Annotated in this window: 16 protein-coding genes; 5 read left to right on the forward strand and 11 right to left on the reverse strand. The window is 73.2% G+C overall.

Features of this window, described 5'->3' with window-relative positions; genetic code table 11:
• The first annotated feature begins 17 nt into the window (after positions 1–17).
• Positions 18–755 carry an FAD:protein FMN transferase gene (locus tag BJ961_RS24615; RefSeq protein WP_271417156.1) on the forward strand — a complete coding sequence of 246 codons (738 nt, stop codon included), beginning with the start codon at positions 18–20 and terminating at the stop codon, positions 753–755.
• Between the two features lie 275 nt (positions 756–1,030).
• On the opposite strand, the gene BJ961_RS24620 is transcribed toward BJ961_RS24615, so the two are convergent.
• The 6 genes from BJ961_RS24620 to BJ961_RS24645 all read right to left on the reverse strand — a co-directional run bounded on the left by BJ961_RS24620 (position 1,031) and on the right by BJ961_RS24645 (position 6,486).
• The gene (locus BJ961_RS24620) at positions 1,031–1,570 is read right to left on the reverse strand and encodes an arginine repressor (RefSeq protein ID WP_007447727.1); all 540 of its coding nucleotides are present in this window, start codon (positions 1,568–1,570) and stop codon (positions 1,031–1,033) included.
• A gap of 7 nt (positions 1,571–1,577) precedes the next feature.
• Positions 1,578–2,786: an acetylornithine transaminase gene (locus tag BJ961_RS24625; protein WP_271414972.1), complete on the reverse strand. Its 1,209-nt coding sequence runs from the start codon at positions 2,784–2,786 to the stop codon at positions 1,578–1,580.
• Positions 2,783–3,691 (reverse strand): acetylglutamate kinase, encoded by a 909-nt coding sequence (gene argB / locus BJ961_RS24630; RefSeq protein ID WP_271414973.1) that lies wholly within the window; start codon positions 3,689–3,691, stop codon positions 2,783–2,785. The genes BJ961_RS24625 and argB overlap by 4 nt, the downstream gene beginning before the upstream one ends.
• Complete coding sequence (argJ, locus tag BJ961_RS24635) at positions 3,688–4,839, reverse strand: bifunctional glutamate N-acetyltransferase/amino-acid acetyltransferase ArgJ (RefSeq protein ID WP_271414974.1); 1,152 nt, start codon at positions 4,837–4,839, stop codon at positions 3,688–3,690. The genes argB and argJ overlap by 4 nt, the downstream gene beginning before the upstream one ends.
• Positions 4,836–5,864, reverse strand: coding sequence for an N-acetyl-gamma-glutamyl-phosphate reductase (argC, locus tag BJ961_RS24640; protein WP_271414975.1), 1,029 nt, complete (start codon positions 5,862–5,864; stop codon positions 4,836–4,838). The genes argJ and argC overlap by 4 nt, the downstream gene beginning before the upstream one ends.
• A gap of 97 nt (positions 5,865–5,961) precedes the next feature.
• Complete coding sequence (locus BJ961_RS24645; RefSeq protein WP_271414976.1) at positions 5,962–6,486, reverse strand: AAA family ATPase; 525 nt, start codon at positions 6,484–6,486, stop codon at positions 5,962–5,964.
• A 246-nt stretch (positions 6,487–6,732) separates the two neighbouring features.
• On the opposite strand from BJ961_RS24645, the gene BJ961_RS24650 reads away from it, so the two are divergent.
• Positions 6,733–7,185 (forward strand): DUF6314 family protein, encoded by a 453-nt coding sequence (locus BJ961_RS24650; protein WP_271414977.1) that lies wholly within the window; start codon positions 6,733–6,735, stop codon positions 7,183–7,185.
• Here the strand turns inward: BJ961_RS24650 and BJ961_RS24655 are convergent.
• The gene (locus tag BJ961_RS24655) at positions 7,148–7,768 is read right to left on the reverse strand and encodes a histidine phosphatase family protein (RefSeq protein WP_271414978.1); all 621 of its coding nucleotides are present in this window, start codon (positions 7,766–7,768) and stop codon (positions 7,148–7,150) included. The genes BJ961_RS24650 and BJ961_RS24655 overlap by 38 nt on opposite strands.
• A 111-nt stretch (positions 7,769–7,879) precedes the next feature.
• Complete coding sequence (locus tag BJ961_RS24660) at positions 7,880–9,319, reverse strand: aminotransferase-like domain-containing protein (protein ID WP_271414979.1); 1,440 nt, start codon at positions 9,317–9,319, stop codon at positions 7,880–7,882.
• Here BJ961_RS24660 and BJ961_RS24665 point away from each other — a divergent pair.
• A complete protein-coding gene (locus BJ961_RS24665) occupies positions 9,318–10,244 on the forward strand; it encodes a DMT family transporter (protein WP_271414980.1) in 927 nt (308 codons plus the stop codon). The genes BJ961_RS24660 and BJ961_RS24665 overlap by 2 nt on opposite strands.
• A gap of 30 nt (positions 10,245–10,274) precedes the next feature.
• Positions 10,275–10,472, forward strand: a complete 198-nt coding sequence (locus BJ961_RS24670) for a DUF1918 domain-containing protein (protein WP_271414981.1) — start codon at positions 10,275–10,277, stop codon at positions 10,470–10,472.
• 18 nt (positions 10,473–10,490) lie between these two features.
• Here BJ961_RS24670 and BJ961_RS24675 read toward each other — a convergent pair whose 3' ends face one another.
• The gene (locus tag BJ961_RS24675; RefSeq protein WP_271414982.1) at positions 10,491–11,732 is read right to left on the reverse strand and encodes a glycoside hydrolase family 10 protein; all 1,242 of its coding nucleotides are present in this window, start codon (positions 11,730–11,732) and stop codon (positions 10,491–10,493) included.
• A 176-nt stretch (positions 11,733–11,908) separates the two neighbouring features.
• On the opposite strand from BJ961_RS24675, the gene BJ961_RS24680 reads away from it, so the two are divergent.
• A complete protein-coding gene (locus tag BJ961_RS24680; protein ID WP_271414983.1) occupies positions 11,909–12,781 on the forward strand; it encodes a 3-hydroxybutyryl-CoA dehydrogenase in 873 nt (290 codons plus the stop codon).
• On the opposite strand, the gene BJ961_RS24685 is transcribed toward BJ961_RS24680, so the two are convergent.
• Positions 12,772–13,314 (reverse strand): NUDIX hydrolase, encoded by a 543-nt coding sequence (locus tag BJ961_RS24685; protein ID WP_271414984.1) that lies wholly within the window; start codon positions 13,312–13,314, stop codon positions 12,772–12,774. The genes BJ961_RS24680 and BJ961_RS24685 overlap by 10 nt on opposite strands.
• A gap of 109 nt (positions 13,315–13,423) precedes the next feature.
• On the reverse strand, positions 13,424–14,764 hold the full coding sequence (locus tag BJ961_RS24690) for a transcriptional regulator (protein WP_271414985.1): 1,341 nt from the start codon (positions 14,762–14,764) through the stop codon (positions 13,424–13,426).
• Positions 14,765–14,968 lie beyond the last annotated feature (204 nt).

A 14,968-nucleotide genomic window follows, 5' to 3' on the forward strand; every position in this document is an offset into this window, starting at 1 on the left:
GTCGGGTGGAGGAGGCGATGGGGACCGTCTTCTCCTTCGACGTCCGCGGCGGGGAACCCCCGGCCGTACGGGAGGCACTGGACGAGGCGGTCGCCGGGCTGCACCGGGCCGACGAGGTGTTCAGCACGTACCGGGAGGACAGCGAGGTCTCCCGGCTGGCGCGCGGGGAACTGACCGTCGCCGCCTGCGCGCCCGAGGTCGCCGAGGTGCTGGAGCTGGCGGCCGAGGCGGAGCGGGTGAGCGAGGGCTGGTTCAGTACCCGGTACGAGGGCCGGCTGGACCCGACCGGGATCGTCAAGGGGTGGGCCGTGGAGCGCGCCGCACGGCGGATCGCGGCGGCGGGTGCGAGGGGCGTCAGCGTCAACGGCGGCGGAGACGTCCAGTTGCTCGGCGCTCCGGGGACGCGGCGGCCGTGGCGGGTGGGGGTGTCGGATCCGCTGCGTCCTGGCGGGCTCGCGGCGGTCGTCTCGGCGGCGGGCGCGGCGGAGCTGGCCGTGGCGACGTCCGGCTCCGCCGAGCGCGGCGCCCATGTCGTCGACCCGCGCACCGGCCGCTCGGCGGTGACCGACCTGGTGTCCGTGACGGTGGTGGCGCCCCGGCTGACGTGGGCGGACTGCTGGGCGACGGCGGCGTTCGCGAGGGGTTCGCGGGAGGGGCTGCGGTGGCTGGAGTCGCTGCCCGGCGTCGAGGGGCTGCTGATCACGGCCGGGGACGAGGTGCGGTGCACGGGAGGGCTGGCGGCTCGTCTGGGCTGAGGCACCGGCGTGGCATCCCGCGCTCGCGGGGTGCCGCCTGCGCCCACCCGCGCCGCCTGGGGGTCCCTCCCAGGCCGTTCAGGCACTGGGGGAGGCACGAATGCCCGCAGGTTGCGGGGGGACCTTGTGGCCGGCCTCGCCGCAACGCCCTCAGGGGCGCAGGGAGCGGGGGACCTTGTGGCCGACCTCGCCGCAGCGCCCTCAGGGGCGCGGGGAACTGCGCGACCAGCCACCGCCTACCCGCGGTCGACGGACACGGGAAGCCGCCGCGGCGCTCAGCCCCCGTTCTGGGCCAACCGCAGCAGATGATCCGCCAGCGCCTGCCCACCCGCAGGCTCCCTGCTGATCAGCATCAACGTGTCGTCACCCGCGATCGTCCCCAGGATGTCGTGCAGCTCCGCCTGGTCGATCGCCGACGCGAGGAACTGCGCCGCCCCCGGAGGGGTCCGCAGGACCACGAGGTTCGCGGACGCCTCCGCGGAGATCAGCAGCTCCGCGGAGAGCCGCCGCATCCGCTCCTCCTTGGCCGACTCCCCGAGCGGGGCCCGCGGGGTGCGGAAGCCGCCCTCGCTGGGCACCGCGTAGATGAGGTCGCCGTCGGTGTTGCGGATCTTGACCGCGTTCAGCTCGTCCAGGTCCCGGGAGAGCGTCGCCTGGGTGACGGTGAGCCCGTCGTCGGCGAGCAGCTTCGCCAGCTGGCTCTGCGAGCGCACCGCCTGCCGGTTGAGGATGTCCACGATCCGGCGGTGGCGTGCGGTGCGGGTCTGCGGCAGGGCGGGCCCCGCCGTCTGCTCGTGCTCCTGCGCGTGGCTCATCGTCGTCTCATTCTCCGGATCGTCCGTCCCCGTGGGCCGTCTCGGCGGCCTGGTCAAGGATGCCGGGCAGCGCCCCGAGGAACGCCTCCACCACGTCGTCGCCGAGGTTCAGCGCGGGCATCAGCCGTACGACATCGGGCGCGGGCGCGTTCACCAGGATTCCGGCGTCCTGAGCCGCCTGCTGCACCCGGGCGGCGAGCGGCTCGGTGAGCACGATACCCAGGAGCAGTCCCGCCCCCCGGACGTGGGCGACCAGCGGGTGGCCGAGGCTCTCGATTCCGCCGCGCAGCGTCTCGCTCTGCCGCTTGACGTGGTCCAGCAGCCCCTCGTCCGCGATGGTGTCGAGGACGGCGAGTCCGGCGGCGCAGGCGACCGGGTTGCCGCCGAAGGTGGTGCCGTGGTGGCCGGGCTGGAGCAGGTCGGCGGCGCGGCCGAAGGCGATGGTCGCACCGAGGGGCAGTCCGCCGCCGAGGCCCTTGGCGAGGGTGACGACGTCGGGCAGGACACCTTCGTGGGCCTGGTACTCGAACCAGTGCCCGGTCCGGCCGACGCCGGTCTGCACCTCGTCCAGGACGAGCAGCGCACCGGTGGCGGCGGTGATGGCGCGGGCGGCCTTCAGGTAGCCGGGGGGCGGGACGACGACGCCGTTCTCCCCCTGGATCGGCTCGATGATCACCAGCGCCGTCTCCTCGGTTACCGCGGCGGCGAGCGCCTGCGGGTCGCCGTAGGGCACGTGCGTGACGTCGCCGGGCAGCGGCAGGAACGGTTCCTGCTTGCCGGGCTGGCCGGTCAGCGCCAGGGCGCCCATGGTGCGGCCGTGGAAGCCGCCGCGGGTGGCGACCATGTGCGGCCGGCCGGTCAGTCGGCCGATCTTGAAGGCGCCCTCGTTGGCCTCGGCGCCGGAGTTGCAGAAGTAGACCTTGCCGTCGCGGCCGAAGTGCTGGAGCAGCCGTTCGGCGAGGGCGACGGGCGGCTCGGCGATGAAGAGGTTGGAGACGTGGCCGAGGGAGGCGATCTGCCGGCTCACCGCCTCGACCACGGCCGGGTGGGCGTGGCCGAGCGCGTTGACCGCGATGCCGCCGACGAAGTCCAGGTACTCGTTGCCGTCGGCGTCCCAGAGGCGGGCGCCCTCGCCGCGCACCAGGGGCAGGCGCGGGGTGCCGTAGTTGTTCATGAGCGTGCCCTGCCACCGCTCGGTCAGCTCTTCGTTGCTCACGACTCCCCCTGTTCGTCCGGCACGACCATCGTGCCGATGCCCTCGTCCGTGAAGATCTCCAGCAGGATCGAGTGCTGGACCCGGCCGTCGATGACGCGTGCGGTGGTGACGCCGCCCCGCACCGCGTGCAGGCAGCCCTCCATCTTCGGCACCATCCCGCTGGAGAGGTCGGGCAGCAGTTTCTCCAGCTCGGAGGCGGTGAGGCGGCTGATCACCTCGTCGGAGCGCGGCCAGTCCTCGTAGAGGCCCTCGACGTCGGTGAGGACCATGAGAGTCTCGGCGCCGAGCGCAGCAGCGAGTGCCGCAGCCGCCGTATCAGCATTGACGTTGTAGACATGGTGATCGTCCTGGGAGCGGGCGATGGACGAGACGACCGGGATGCGGCCGTCGGCCAGCAGTGCCTCGATGGCGCCGGTGTCGATCTCGGTGATCTCGCCGACCCGGCCGATGTCGACGCGTTCGCCGTCGATCTCGGGCTGGTGCTTGGTGGCGGTGAGGGTGTGCGCGTCCTCGCCGGTGAGGCCGACGGCGAGCGGTCCGTGCTGGTTGAGCAGCCCGACCAGCTCGCGCTGCACCTGCCCGGCGAGCACCATCCGTACGACGTCCATGGCGTCCTCGGTGGTGACGCGCAGGCCGGCCTTGAACTCGCTGACGATGCCGTGCTTGTCGAGGGCGGCGCTGATCTGCGGGCCGCCGCCGTGCACGACGACGGGCTTGAGACCGGCGTGGCGCAGGAAGACGACGTCCTGGGCGAAGGCGGCCTTGAGGTCCTCGTCGATCATGGCGTTGCCGCCGAACTTGATGACGACGGTCTTGCCGTGGTGCCGGGTCAGCCAGGGCAGCGCCTCGATGAGGATCTGGGCCTTGGGGAGCGCGGTGTGCTTCCGCGTGGGTCCGTTGCTCATGAGGAGTACGCGCTGTTCTCGTGGACGTAGTCGGCGGTGAGGTCGTTGGTCCAGATGGTGGCCGTGGCGTCGCCGGCGGCGAGGTCGGCGACGATGTGGACCTCGCGGTAGCGCATGTCGACCAGCTCGCGGTCCTCCCCGACGCCGCCGTTCTTGCAGACCCAGACGCCGTTGATGGCGACGTTGAGGCGGTCGGGCTCGAAGACGGCGGACGTGGTGCCGATGGCGGAGAGGACGCGGCCCCAGTTGGGGTCCTCGCCGTGGATGGCGCACTTGAGCAGGTTGTTGCGGGCGATGGTGCGGCCCACCTGGACGGCCTCGTCCTCGGTGGCGGCGTTGACGACCTCGACCTTGATGTCCTTGCTGGCACCCTCGGCGTCCCGGATGAGCTGCTGCCCGAGGTCGTCGCACACGGCGCGTACGGCCTCGGCGAAGGCGTCGTACTCCGGGGTGATGCCGGAGGCGCCGGAGGCGAGCAGCAGCACGGTGTCGTTGGTGGACATGCAGCCGTCGGAGTCGACCCGGTCGAAGGTGACGCGGGTGGCGGCGCGCAGGGCGCGGTCCAGGGCCCCGGTCTCCAGGTCGGCGTCGGTGGTGATCACGACGAGCATGGTGGCGAGGCCGGGGGCGAGCATGCCCGCGCCCTTGGCCATGCCGCCGACGGTCCAGCCGTCCCCACTGACGACGGACGTCTTGTGGACGGTGTCGGTGGTCTTGATGGCGATGGCGGCCTTCTCGCCGCCGTGCTCCGAGAGCTGACCGACGGCGGTCTCGACGCCCGGGAGCAGCTTGTCCATGGGGAGCAGTACGCCGATGAGCCCGGTGGAGCAGACGGCGACCTCGCCCGCCCCCGTGCCGAGCGCCTCGGCGACCTTCTCGGCGGTGGCGTGGGTGTCCTGGAAGCCCTTGGGCCCGGTGCAGGCGTTGGCGCCGCCGGAGTTGAGGACGACGGCGGTCAGCTCGCCACTCTTGAGCACCTGCTCGGACCACAGGACGGGGGCGGCCTTGACGCGGTTGGAGGTGAAGACGCCCGCGGCGGAGCGGCGGGGGCCGGTGTTGACCACGAGGGCCAGGTCGGGGTTGCCGCTCTCCTTGATCCCGGCGGTGATGCCCGCCGCCGTGAATCCCTTCGCTGCCGTCACGCTCACGGCGCAACTCCGATCGTCGTCAGTCCGGTGGTCTCGTCGAGACCGAGGGCGAGGTTCATGCTCTGGACGGCACCGCCCGCGGTGCCCTTGGCCAGGTTGTCGATGGCGCTGATCGCGATGATCCGGCCCGCGGCGGCGTCGTGGGCGACCTGGACCTGGACAGCGTTGGAGCCGTACACGGAGGCGGTCGCGGGCCACTGGCCCTCGGGCAGCAGGTGCACGAACGGTTCGTCGGCGAAGGCCTTCTCGTACGCCGCCCGGACCGACTCGGCGGTGACGCCGGGCCTGGCCTTCGCGGTGCAGGTGGCGAGGATGCCGCGCGGCATCGGGGCGAGGGTCGGGGTGAAGGAGACGGTGACCGCCTCGCCGGCGACCGCGCCGAGGTTCTGGATCATCTCGGGGGTGTGCCGGTGGCCGCCGCCGACTCCGTAGGGCGACATGGAGCCCATGACCTCGCTGCCCAGCAGGTGGGGCTTGGCGGCCTTGCCCGCGCCGGAGGTGCCGGAGGCGGCGACGATCACGGCCTCGGGCTCGGCCAGCGACGCGGCGTAGGCCGGGAAGAGGGCCAGCGACACGGCCGTGGGGTAGCAACCGGGCACCGCGATGCGCTTGGACCCCTCCAGCGCGGCGCGGGCACCCGGCAGTTCGGGGAGGCCGTAGGGCCAGGTACCGGCGTGCGGGGAGCCGTAGAACGTCTCCCAGTCGGCCGCGTCCTTGAGCCGGAAGTCGGCGCCCATGTCGACGACGAGGACGTCCGGGCCGAGCTGCTCGGCGACGGCGGCGGACTGTCCGTGCGGCAGCGCGAGGAAGACGACGTCGTGCCCCGCGAGCACGTCGGCCGTGGTCGGCTCCAGCACCCGGTCGGCCAGCGGCAGCAGGTGCGGTTGGAGTGCCCCCAGCCGCTGCCCCGCGTTGGAGTTGCCGGTCAGGGCGCCGATCTCGACCTCCGGGTGGGTCAGGAGCAGGCGCAGCAGCTCACCGCCCGCATACCCGCTCGCTCCGGCCACCGCCGCACGTACCGCCATGGGAAACCCTCCTCCTAGAGAGCATGACTATACGTTTCGCTGCACGTTTATGCAACGCGATGGATGCCGACCCGTCCCGCGCCGGACTGCGGCGCCCTCAGCCCTTGACGGCCTCCGCGATCCGCCGGGCGGCCTGGTCGGGGGTGAGGTGCGTGGTGTCCACGACCTCGGCCTCGGCGTGCAGCCAGGTGCGGGCCGCCTCGGCGTAGGGCTGGAGGTACTGGAGACGGAACGGCGAGTCCGGCCCGAGGACGGTGTCCCCCGCGATACGCCCGCGCAGGGTGTCCTGGTCGGCGTGGAGGACGAAGTGCCGCACGGGGATACCGTGGCCGGCGAGGCCCGCACCGATCTCGCGCCAGTACTCCTCGACCAGCACCGTCATCGGCATCACCAGGGTGCCGCCGGTGTAGTCGAGCACCCGGCGGGCGGTCTCGACGACGAGCGGCCGCCACGGCGCCCAGTGCTGGAAGTTGTCCGTCTCGGGCAGCCCCGGACTGATGTCCATGAGCGTCTCGCCGACCTTCTCGGCGTCGAACACACGGGAGTCCGGAAGCAGCCGCCGCACGAGTGCGGCGGTCGTCGTCTTGCCCACCCCGTGGGTGCCGTTGAGCCATACGATCATGCCCCGCAGGCTAGCCCGGAAGGACGACGCCGCAGGCCGGCTTCGTCACTGGTCCGGGAACGTGCGTAGTGCCGGGCCACCGCTGCCCGTCCGCGGGAACGTCGCCGGGTTCGCCGGAGGTGGGTGAACCCGCCATTCGGGATGTCGGGCCTTGGTCGGTACGTCGAACGGCAAGATAGGGAGAGGACCAGACGCGTCGATGGGTCGCGCGGCAACCCGTGGGCCGGAGTGGGAAAGCGAGTGGACATGGGCGAGTGGTGGCCGGTGCACGACGTACTGGCGTACCTCGCGGGGCGCTGGCGCACCGAGCGGTCGGTGCGGGATCTGGCGAACGGCCTGGAGGGACGGTTCGCGGGGGTCACCGCGTTCGACGCGCTCGAGACCGGCGGGCTGATCAGCCGCGAGTCGGGCGCTTTCACCTGGCAGGGCGTGACCCGGCCCGCCGAGCGGACGCTGCGCTACGAACCGGGGAACGCGCCGGGCGCGGCGGACGTGCGCTTCGCCGACGGCCGCCCCTTCCACGGCCTGGACCTGACCTCGGGACACCACGTGGCCGACCACCCGTGCGCCGCCGACCTCTACCGCGGCGAGTTCACCGTCCGGGGCCCGGGCCGCTGGCGGACCGTGTGGCGGGTGGGCGGTCCGGCCAAGGACCTGCTGCTCACAACGGATTACCTTCGCGAAACACCGGGTTCGTAGCGCCCTGGCCCGGCACGCCGGCGAACCGGAGGCTCCAGCGGCCCGCGCGGCCCGTCACCGTGGTCGTCGACAGCGGCTGGACGTCAAGGTTCCAGTACGTGGCGGGCGGTGCCTTCAGCGCGTAGACCAGCGCGGCCCGGATCACGGAGGGCTCGGCGACGGCGACGATGCGGTCGCCGTCCTCGCCGGGACGGGTGTCGAGCCAGCCGCCGACCCGGGTGATGAAGGCCAGCAGCGGCTCCCCGCCGTGCGGGGCGGAGCGCGGATCGGCGAGCCAGGCGTCCACGGCCGCCGGCTCGCGCGCCATCGCCTCACCGAGCGTCAGACCGCGCCACCGGCCCATGTCGCACTCCCTCAGGGCGAGTTGCACCAGGGGCGCGCAGCCGAGGGCGTCTCCGGTGGCGCGACTGCGGGGCGTCGGCGAGCAGTAGCGCAACTCGGCCGCGGCGAGCGGCAGCAGGGTGCCCGCGGCGCGCAGCACCTCGTCCCATCCGGCCTGGTCCAGGGGGCGGCCGTCGTCGAAGCGCTCCGCGAGCAGGGGTGAGCTGCGCGCAGCCGCGACGAACGTGACCCGAAGCGCCATGCGGTGATGGTGGAGCGCGGAGCCACCCCGGTCAAGGGGTGTTACCTGTGGTCACCCAGGGTGTACCACGGCTCACCGACCGCGTCCCGGCGCCGTGGCGGCCCGCCCGCGTCAACCGCCCCACGCCCGCGGGCAGGCGGTGCGCAGGCGTCGTACCCCTTCCGCGATCTCTCCGACGCCCGCGACCGCGGCGAAGCTCAGCCGCAGATGGGCGGCCGGGGGTTCGGCGCTGAAGTACGGGCGGCCGGGGGTGATCGCGACGCCCGCGCGCAGGGCGGCCGCTGTCAGGGCTCGCTCGTCGGTGCCCTCCGGCAGTCGCGGCCACAGGTGGTAGCCGCCGGACGGGACGTGGGGCAGCGACACCTCGGGCAGGTGCAGCCGCAGCGCGGACGTCATCGCGTCCCGCCGGGCCCTCAACTCGGCCGAGACAGCGCGCAGATGACGCGGCCAGGCGGGCGAGCCGACGAGTTCCAGCGCCGCTTCCTGGAGCGGTCGGGGCACGAAGAAGGTGTCGACGACCTGGATGGCCCGCAGGCGTTCGAGGACCGGCCCGCGCGCGGCCAGGGCGCTCACCCGGAAGCTGGGCGAGGTCGCCTTGGTCAGCGAGCAGACGTGGACGACGACGCCGTCCGGGTCGTCGGCGGCGAGCGGGGCGGGCAGCGGGCCCGCGTCCTCGTGCACGAGCCGGCGCACGAAGTCGTCCTCGACGACGAAGGCACCGGCCGCCCGCGCGATGCGCAGCACCTCGCCGCGCCGCTCGGGGGCGAGTACGGCGCCGGTCGGGTTCTGGAACAGGGGCTGGCAGACGAAGACGCGGGCGCCGGTGGCGCGGAAGGCGTCGGCGAGCAGGGCGGGCCGCACGCCGTCGGCGTCCACGGGGACGGGCACCGGGCGCAGTCCGGCCGCCCGCGCGATGGCGAGCATGCCGGGGTAGGTCGGGGACTCGACGAGGACGGGGGTGCCGGGCGGGGCGAGCGCGCGCAGGGCGGTGGTCAGCGCGGACTGGCCGCCCGCGGTGACCAGCACCTCCGCCGCCGTGATGGCGCCGCCGATACCGCGCGCGAACCACTCGCGCAGCTCCGGCAGCCCTTCCATCGGCGGCCGGCCCCACGCACCGGGCCGTCTCCCGGCCCTGGCCAGAGCCGCCGCCATCGCCCGTTCCGGCTGCAACGACGGGTGCAGATAGCCGCCGTTGAACTCCACGACGCCGGGCGGTGGCGCGGCCAGCGAGACCAGCACGCCGGAGGCGTCCACCGAGCGCGGTACGAGGTCGGCGGCGCCGTCGGCGCTGAGGGCGACCTCCTGCCAGGAGGTGTCCCCGGCGGGTGCGGCCGAGGGGCGCGGCCGGGCCCGGAAGGCGCCGGCGCCGGGCCGGGTGACGACCAGCCCCTCGGCGGCCAGTTGGGCCAGGGCCCGGGAGACCGTCACCGGGCTCACCCGGAACCGGTCGACGAGGGCCCGGCTGGACGGGAGCTTTCCGCCGGGTGAGTAGCGGTCGAGCTCCCGCCGCAACACGGCCACCAGGTCAGCGACACTGCTACGCTCATGCATGAGAGCACAGAGTAGCGCTATCGCACCTTCCGGGATAGCAGTCGGCGCGACGGACGCGGACACCGGCGGCAGGTCGTTCGGCACCGTCCAGGCCGCCCTCGGTGTCGTCGCCTTCTCCCTCACCTTCCCCGCCACCGTCTGGGGTCTGGAGGGCTTCGGCCCCTGGTCCCTGATCGCCGTGCGCAGCATCCTGGCCGCCGCGGTCGCCGGGGCCTGTCTGCTCCTCCTGCGGGTGGCACCGCCCGAGCGGCGGCACTGGTTCGGCCTCGCGGTGGTCGGCGCCGGGGTGGTGCTGGGCTTCCCGCTGCTGACCACGCTCGCGTTGCAGACCTCGACCACCGCGCACGCCGCCGTGGTGGTGGGCCTGCTCCCGCTGACCACCGCGCTGCTGTCCGCCCTGCGCATCGGCACCCGCCCCTCGCGCACCTTCTGGATCGCGGCCCTGGCGGGTGCGGCGGCCGTCATCGCGTTCACGGTGCAGCAGAGCGGCGGCGCGCTGACCTCGGCCGACGCGTATCTCTTCGCGGCACTGCTGGTGTGCGCGGCCGGTTACACGGAGGGCGGCCGGCTGGCCCGGGTGATGCCGGGCTGGCAGGTCATCGGCTGGGCGCTGGTGCTGTGCGTGCCGGTGACGGTGCCGATGGCGGCGGTGGCGCTGTCGTACGAGCCGGTGCACCTGACGGCGCACAGTGTGACCGGGCTGCTGTGGGTGGCGATCGGCTCGCAGTTCCTCGGTCTGGTCGTCTGGTACCGGGGCATGGCGGCGATCGGCATCCCGAAGGCCAGCCAGTTGCAGCTGGCCCAGCCGCTGCTCACACTGGTGTGGTCGGTACTTCTCCTGGGCGAGCACCTGACGGTGGCCGCTCCGCTGACGGCCGCGGCCGTCCTGGTGTGCATCGCCGTCACCCAGCGGGCCCGGGGCTGAGCGCGGCACACAGGTGAGGAGGCCTCACGGATGCACGCAACCAAGGGCGACCAGCTGGTCCAGCACGGCCGGGTGGTCGGTGAACACGACAAGGTCGCGGAGATCGTCGAAGTCATGGGCGCGCAGGGCGCTCCCCCGTACCGGGTCCGGTTCGAGGAGGACGGGCACGAAGCGGTGTGCTCGCCCGGCCCCGACGCGGAGATCCGGCACCGGGAGATGCGGCTCTAGCGCTGTCGCGGACGCGGGTCAGCGCGGGGCGGTGGCCGGCTGCGTGTAGTGGTCGGCCGCCAGCCGCGCCATCGCGCCCCCGCGGTCCTCGGCGACGTCCTTCGCGGAGAAGTAAACGTGCCCCCGGACCTCGGGGTACCGCGCGGCCAGCGCGAGGTGGCGGGACAGTTCGGCGGGGTCCTGCCAGGCCGCGGGCTGCGCCGGGTCCCCGGACTTGTACAGCGCCTCCCCCACGTACAGCTGGGTGCGGCTGCCCTTGGCCACCTCGGCCCACCAGGGCAGCAGCTTCGCGTAGTCGGCGCCGTCCAGGCCGATGTTCCAGTACAGCTGCGGCACGACGTAGTCGATCCAGCCCTCGCGGACCCACGTGCGGGTGTCGGCGTACAGGTCGTCGTACGTCTGCACGCCCGCGCGGGTGTCCGAGCCCCGCTCGTCGGTGGCGGCGTTGCGCCACACGCCGAACGGGCTGACGCCGAAGCGGGCGGCCGGCCGGATCCGCTTCACGCGCTCCGCGGTCTCGCGCACCAGCCGGTCGATGTTGTCCCGCCGCCAGGCGGCCTTCGTGGCGAAGCCGGTACCGAGGGTGCTGAAGGTCCCGCCGTCCTCGAAGGTCTGGCCTGCCACGGGGTAGGGGTAGAAGTAGTCGTCGAAGTGCACGCCGTCCACGGCGTACTTCTCCACCGCGTCCATCATCGCGTCCTGCACGAAGGCCCGGACCTCGGGCAGCCCCGGGTTGTAGTACAGCTGCCCGCCGTAGGGCACCACCCAGCCGGGGTTCTTACGCGCCGGGTGGGAGGAGACGAGGCGGGCCGGGTCGGCGTGGGTGGCGACGCGGTACGGGTTGAACCAGGCGTGCAGTTGCAGGCCGCGGGCGTGCGCCTCCTGCACGGCCGTGCCCAGCGGGTCCCAGCCCGGGTCGCGGCCCTGGCTGCCGGACAGGTACTGCGACCAGGGCTCGTACGCCGAGGGCCACAGCGCGTCGGCCGACGGCCGCACCTGGAGGAACACCGTGTTCAGACGGTGCCGGACCGCGTTGTCGAGGTGCTCGACCAGCTCCGCGCGCTGCTCGGCGGCGCGCAGTCCGGCCCGGGTGGGCCAGTCCCGGTTGGCCACGGTGGCCAGCCACATGCCCCGCATCCCGGCGGCGGCGCTGCGCGAGGGCGGCGGCTCGGCGGGGCCGGGGGCCGCCGACGCCCTGGGCACCGCGGTGAACGCCGACAACGCCGCCACCGTGAAGGCACGGCGCGAGACACGGCCCATGGGAAGTCCTCCTGAACGCTGCGGATCCGCGGGGTCACGGATCGTGTACGGGGCCTCAGCATGCCCGACCCGGAGGACGGATCCGTGGCCATTCGGAGGTAACGTGCTCGATCGGAGCAGACGCCGGGGACCCCGGCGGACCTGCTGCCAGCCGTGGAGTCAGCGAAAGGGACGATGTGACCGGCATCTCGGGAGATATCGCACGCGTCGGCGTGGTGGGCTGCGGTCAGATGGGGGCGGGCATCGCCGAGGTGTGCGCCCGCTCCGGCCTGGAGGTGATGGTCGCCGAGACCACCGGCGAGGCTCTGGAGATCGGCCGTACCCGGCTGTACAACTCGCTGACCAAGGCCGCCGAGCGCGGCAAGATCTCGGAGGAGGAGCGGGACGCGACGCAGGCACGCCTCAGCTTCACCACCGACCTCGGCGAGTTCGCCGACCGCGATCTGGTGATCGAGGCCGTCGTCGAGAACGAGCAGGTCAAGACCGAGATCTTCCAGGTGCTGGACCAGGTCGTGACCCGGCCGGACGCGATCCTGGCCTCCAACACCTCCTCGATCCCGCTGGTGAAGCTGGCGGTCGCCACCTCGCGGCCCGACCACGTCATCGGCATCCACTTCTTCAACCCGGCCCCGGTGCAGCAGCTCGTCGAGCTGATCCCGGCGCTCACCACCTCCGAGGGCACGCTCAGCCGCGCGCAGCTGTTCACCGAGAAGGTGCTGGGCAAGCACGCGATCCGCGCCCAGGACCGCTCCGGCTTCGTCGTCAACGCGCTGCTGATCCCGTACCTGCTCTCCGCGATCCGGATGTTCGAGTCGGGCATCGCCAGCCGCGAGGACATCGACAACGGCATGGAGATGGGCTGCGCCCACCCCATGGGCCCGCTGAAGCTGGCCGACCTGATCGGCCTGGACACGGTCGCCTCGGTCGCGTACTCGATGTACGAGGAGTACAAGGAGCCGCTGTACGCCGCTCCGCCGCTGCTCCAGCGCATGGTCGACGCGGGCCGCCTCGGCCGCAAGAGCGGCTCGGGCTTCTACTCCTACGGCTGATCCCGCCCGATCCTGAGGTGGTGCAGGAGGAGCAACGCGGCCGCCATGTTGGCGGCCGGGACCTCCCCGCGGGCGACCAGGTCGGGGACGAGCTTCAGGGGCACCCATTCCCTGCGGTCCGACTCGAAGTCGTCCACGGGGTGTCCGGCGTAGGTGCCCTCGTCGGCCCAGTAGATGTGGTGCCGGGCGTCGGTGAGGCCGTTGGAGGGCTCCACGCTCATGAGGTGGTGCAGCGGTCCGGGTCGCCAGCCGGTCTCCTCCTCCAGTTCCCTGGCCGCCGCCGTCTCGACGTCCTCGCCGTCCTCGACGACGCCGGCCGCGAGTTCCCAGCCCCAGCTGTCGGTGATGAAGCGGTGCCGCCACAGCAGCAGGACCTCGGCCGCCTCGTTCACGACCGTGGCCACGGCCACGGGGCGCATCCGGATCAGGAAGTGGTCGAGATGCCGGCCGTCCGGTAACGCCACATCGGCGAGACTGACGCTGAACCAGCGATTCGAGTACACGTTTTGTTCGCTCTGTTTCGTCCACTGCACGGTTCTGCCACCTCTCCTGGAGTAGGTGGAATATCGCAGCAGCGGTGGGCCCGGCAGCAGGCGCACGACGGCCGCTCACGGCGCAGGGGTGGCGCAGGGGCCCGGAGTGCTACAGCGGTACGCGCAGGGCCCCGTCGATGAGTTCGGCGGCCTCGTCCGTACCCGCGCACCCGCTGCTCACCAGGTGTTCGCGTACCGCGCGCAGTCGGTCGCGCAGACGCTGGGACTCCATGCCCCGGGCCTGCTCGGCCATCCGCACGGCGGTCGCCACGGCCTTGTCGGCGTGCCCCTGGCGCAGTTCGATGGTGCTGAGCATGGCCAGTCGGTGCACGCGGCCCCGGTCGTGCGCGGGGGTGTCGACGGCCGCCGCGGCGTGCTCCCCGGCCGCCGCCAGTTCACCGAGTCTGAGCAGGGCCTCGGCGACCTGGACGTTGACCAGGCCCGGCTGGACGTAGCCGGTCTCGTCGGGCTCGTGGCCGCGCCGGATGCGCTCGGCGGCCTGCTCGGCCCGGCGGATGCAGGACAGGGCTCCGGTGCCGTCGCCGAGGTGCGCGTACGCCTTGGCCTGCATCGCGTACAGGTCGGAGGCGAGCGCCGGGGTGATGTGCCGGCCCGCGGCGCGCAGCGCGGCCTCGGCGAAGGCGACGGCCTGCCGGTACTCCCGCAGGAACAGCGCCTGGTTGACCAGCAGCGCGATGACGTAGGCGCCGAGCCCCCGGTCGCCGCTGGCCTTGGCCAGCCGGAGCGCCTGGTGGAAGTAGCGCTGCGCGAGGCCGTGCGCGTCGGAGTCGTACGCGCAGATCCCGGCGACGGCCACCAGGCCCCCGGTGGCCCGGTGCAGGTGACGCCCGGTGGCGTCGGTGTAGCTGCCGCGCAGCAGCGGCGTGGCCTCGGAGTTGAGGAAGCCGACGATGCGGGCGCGGGTCGCGATGCCGCCGGCCTTGCGGTACATCTGCTCGTAGTGCGTGCGGGCGCAGCGCACCATGTCCAGGTCGGCGGTGGTGACCCGGTGCCGCCCGCCGCGGGAGACGTCGGTGTCCTCGGGCGGGTTCTCCCACTCCCACACCGGCATCACGGCGGGCGTGCCGGTGAGGGCCGGGGCGCCGAGGATGTGCGGGCGCTGCTGCTGGTCGGAGCGCCACAGGGCGGTCGCGCGCTCCACGAACCCGGACAGCGAGCCGGTGTGCGGGGCGGCGGGCTCGCCGGGCACGCCGAGGCCGATGGCGTCGAGCGTGACGGGGCGGTGCAGCCGGGACGCGAGGACCTCGCAGATCAGGTCGGGCACCTGGCCGCGCGGCCGCTGCCCTCTCAACCACCGGGCGACGGCGGTGTGTTCGTATCTCAGTGCGAGACCGCGGGCTCTTCCCGCCTGGTTGACGTGCGCGGCCAGTCCCGCGTGCGAGATCCCGGCCTCGTCGAGGATCGCGTCGAGCAGGGTGTTGGGCTGCATGGGTGCCCCCCGGTGAATCGGTGCCGACAGCGTAGTGCGTCGGTCTTCACACGGGGTGCGAACGGAGTACGCGCATCCGCAGCGTGTGCGCGCTGTCGCGGAGAGTTCCGTGCCGGTTGACTGAAGGGCCTCGAAAGAGGCCGGCCGGGCCGCCGGCTCCCCCTCGTACAGTGCGGCGGCCCGAATCCACGCCGTCCGCCCGGC

The organism is Streptomyces lienomycini (assembly GCF_027947595.1).
Lineage (GTDB): Bacteria > Actinomycetota > Actinomycetes > Streptomycetales > Streptomycetaceae > Streptomyces > Streptomyces lienomycini.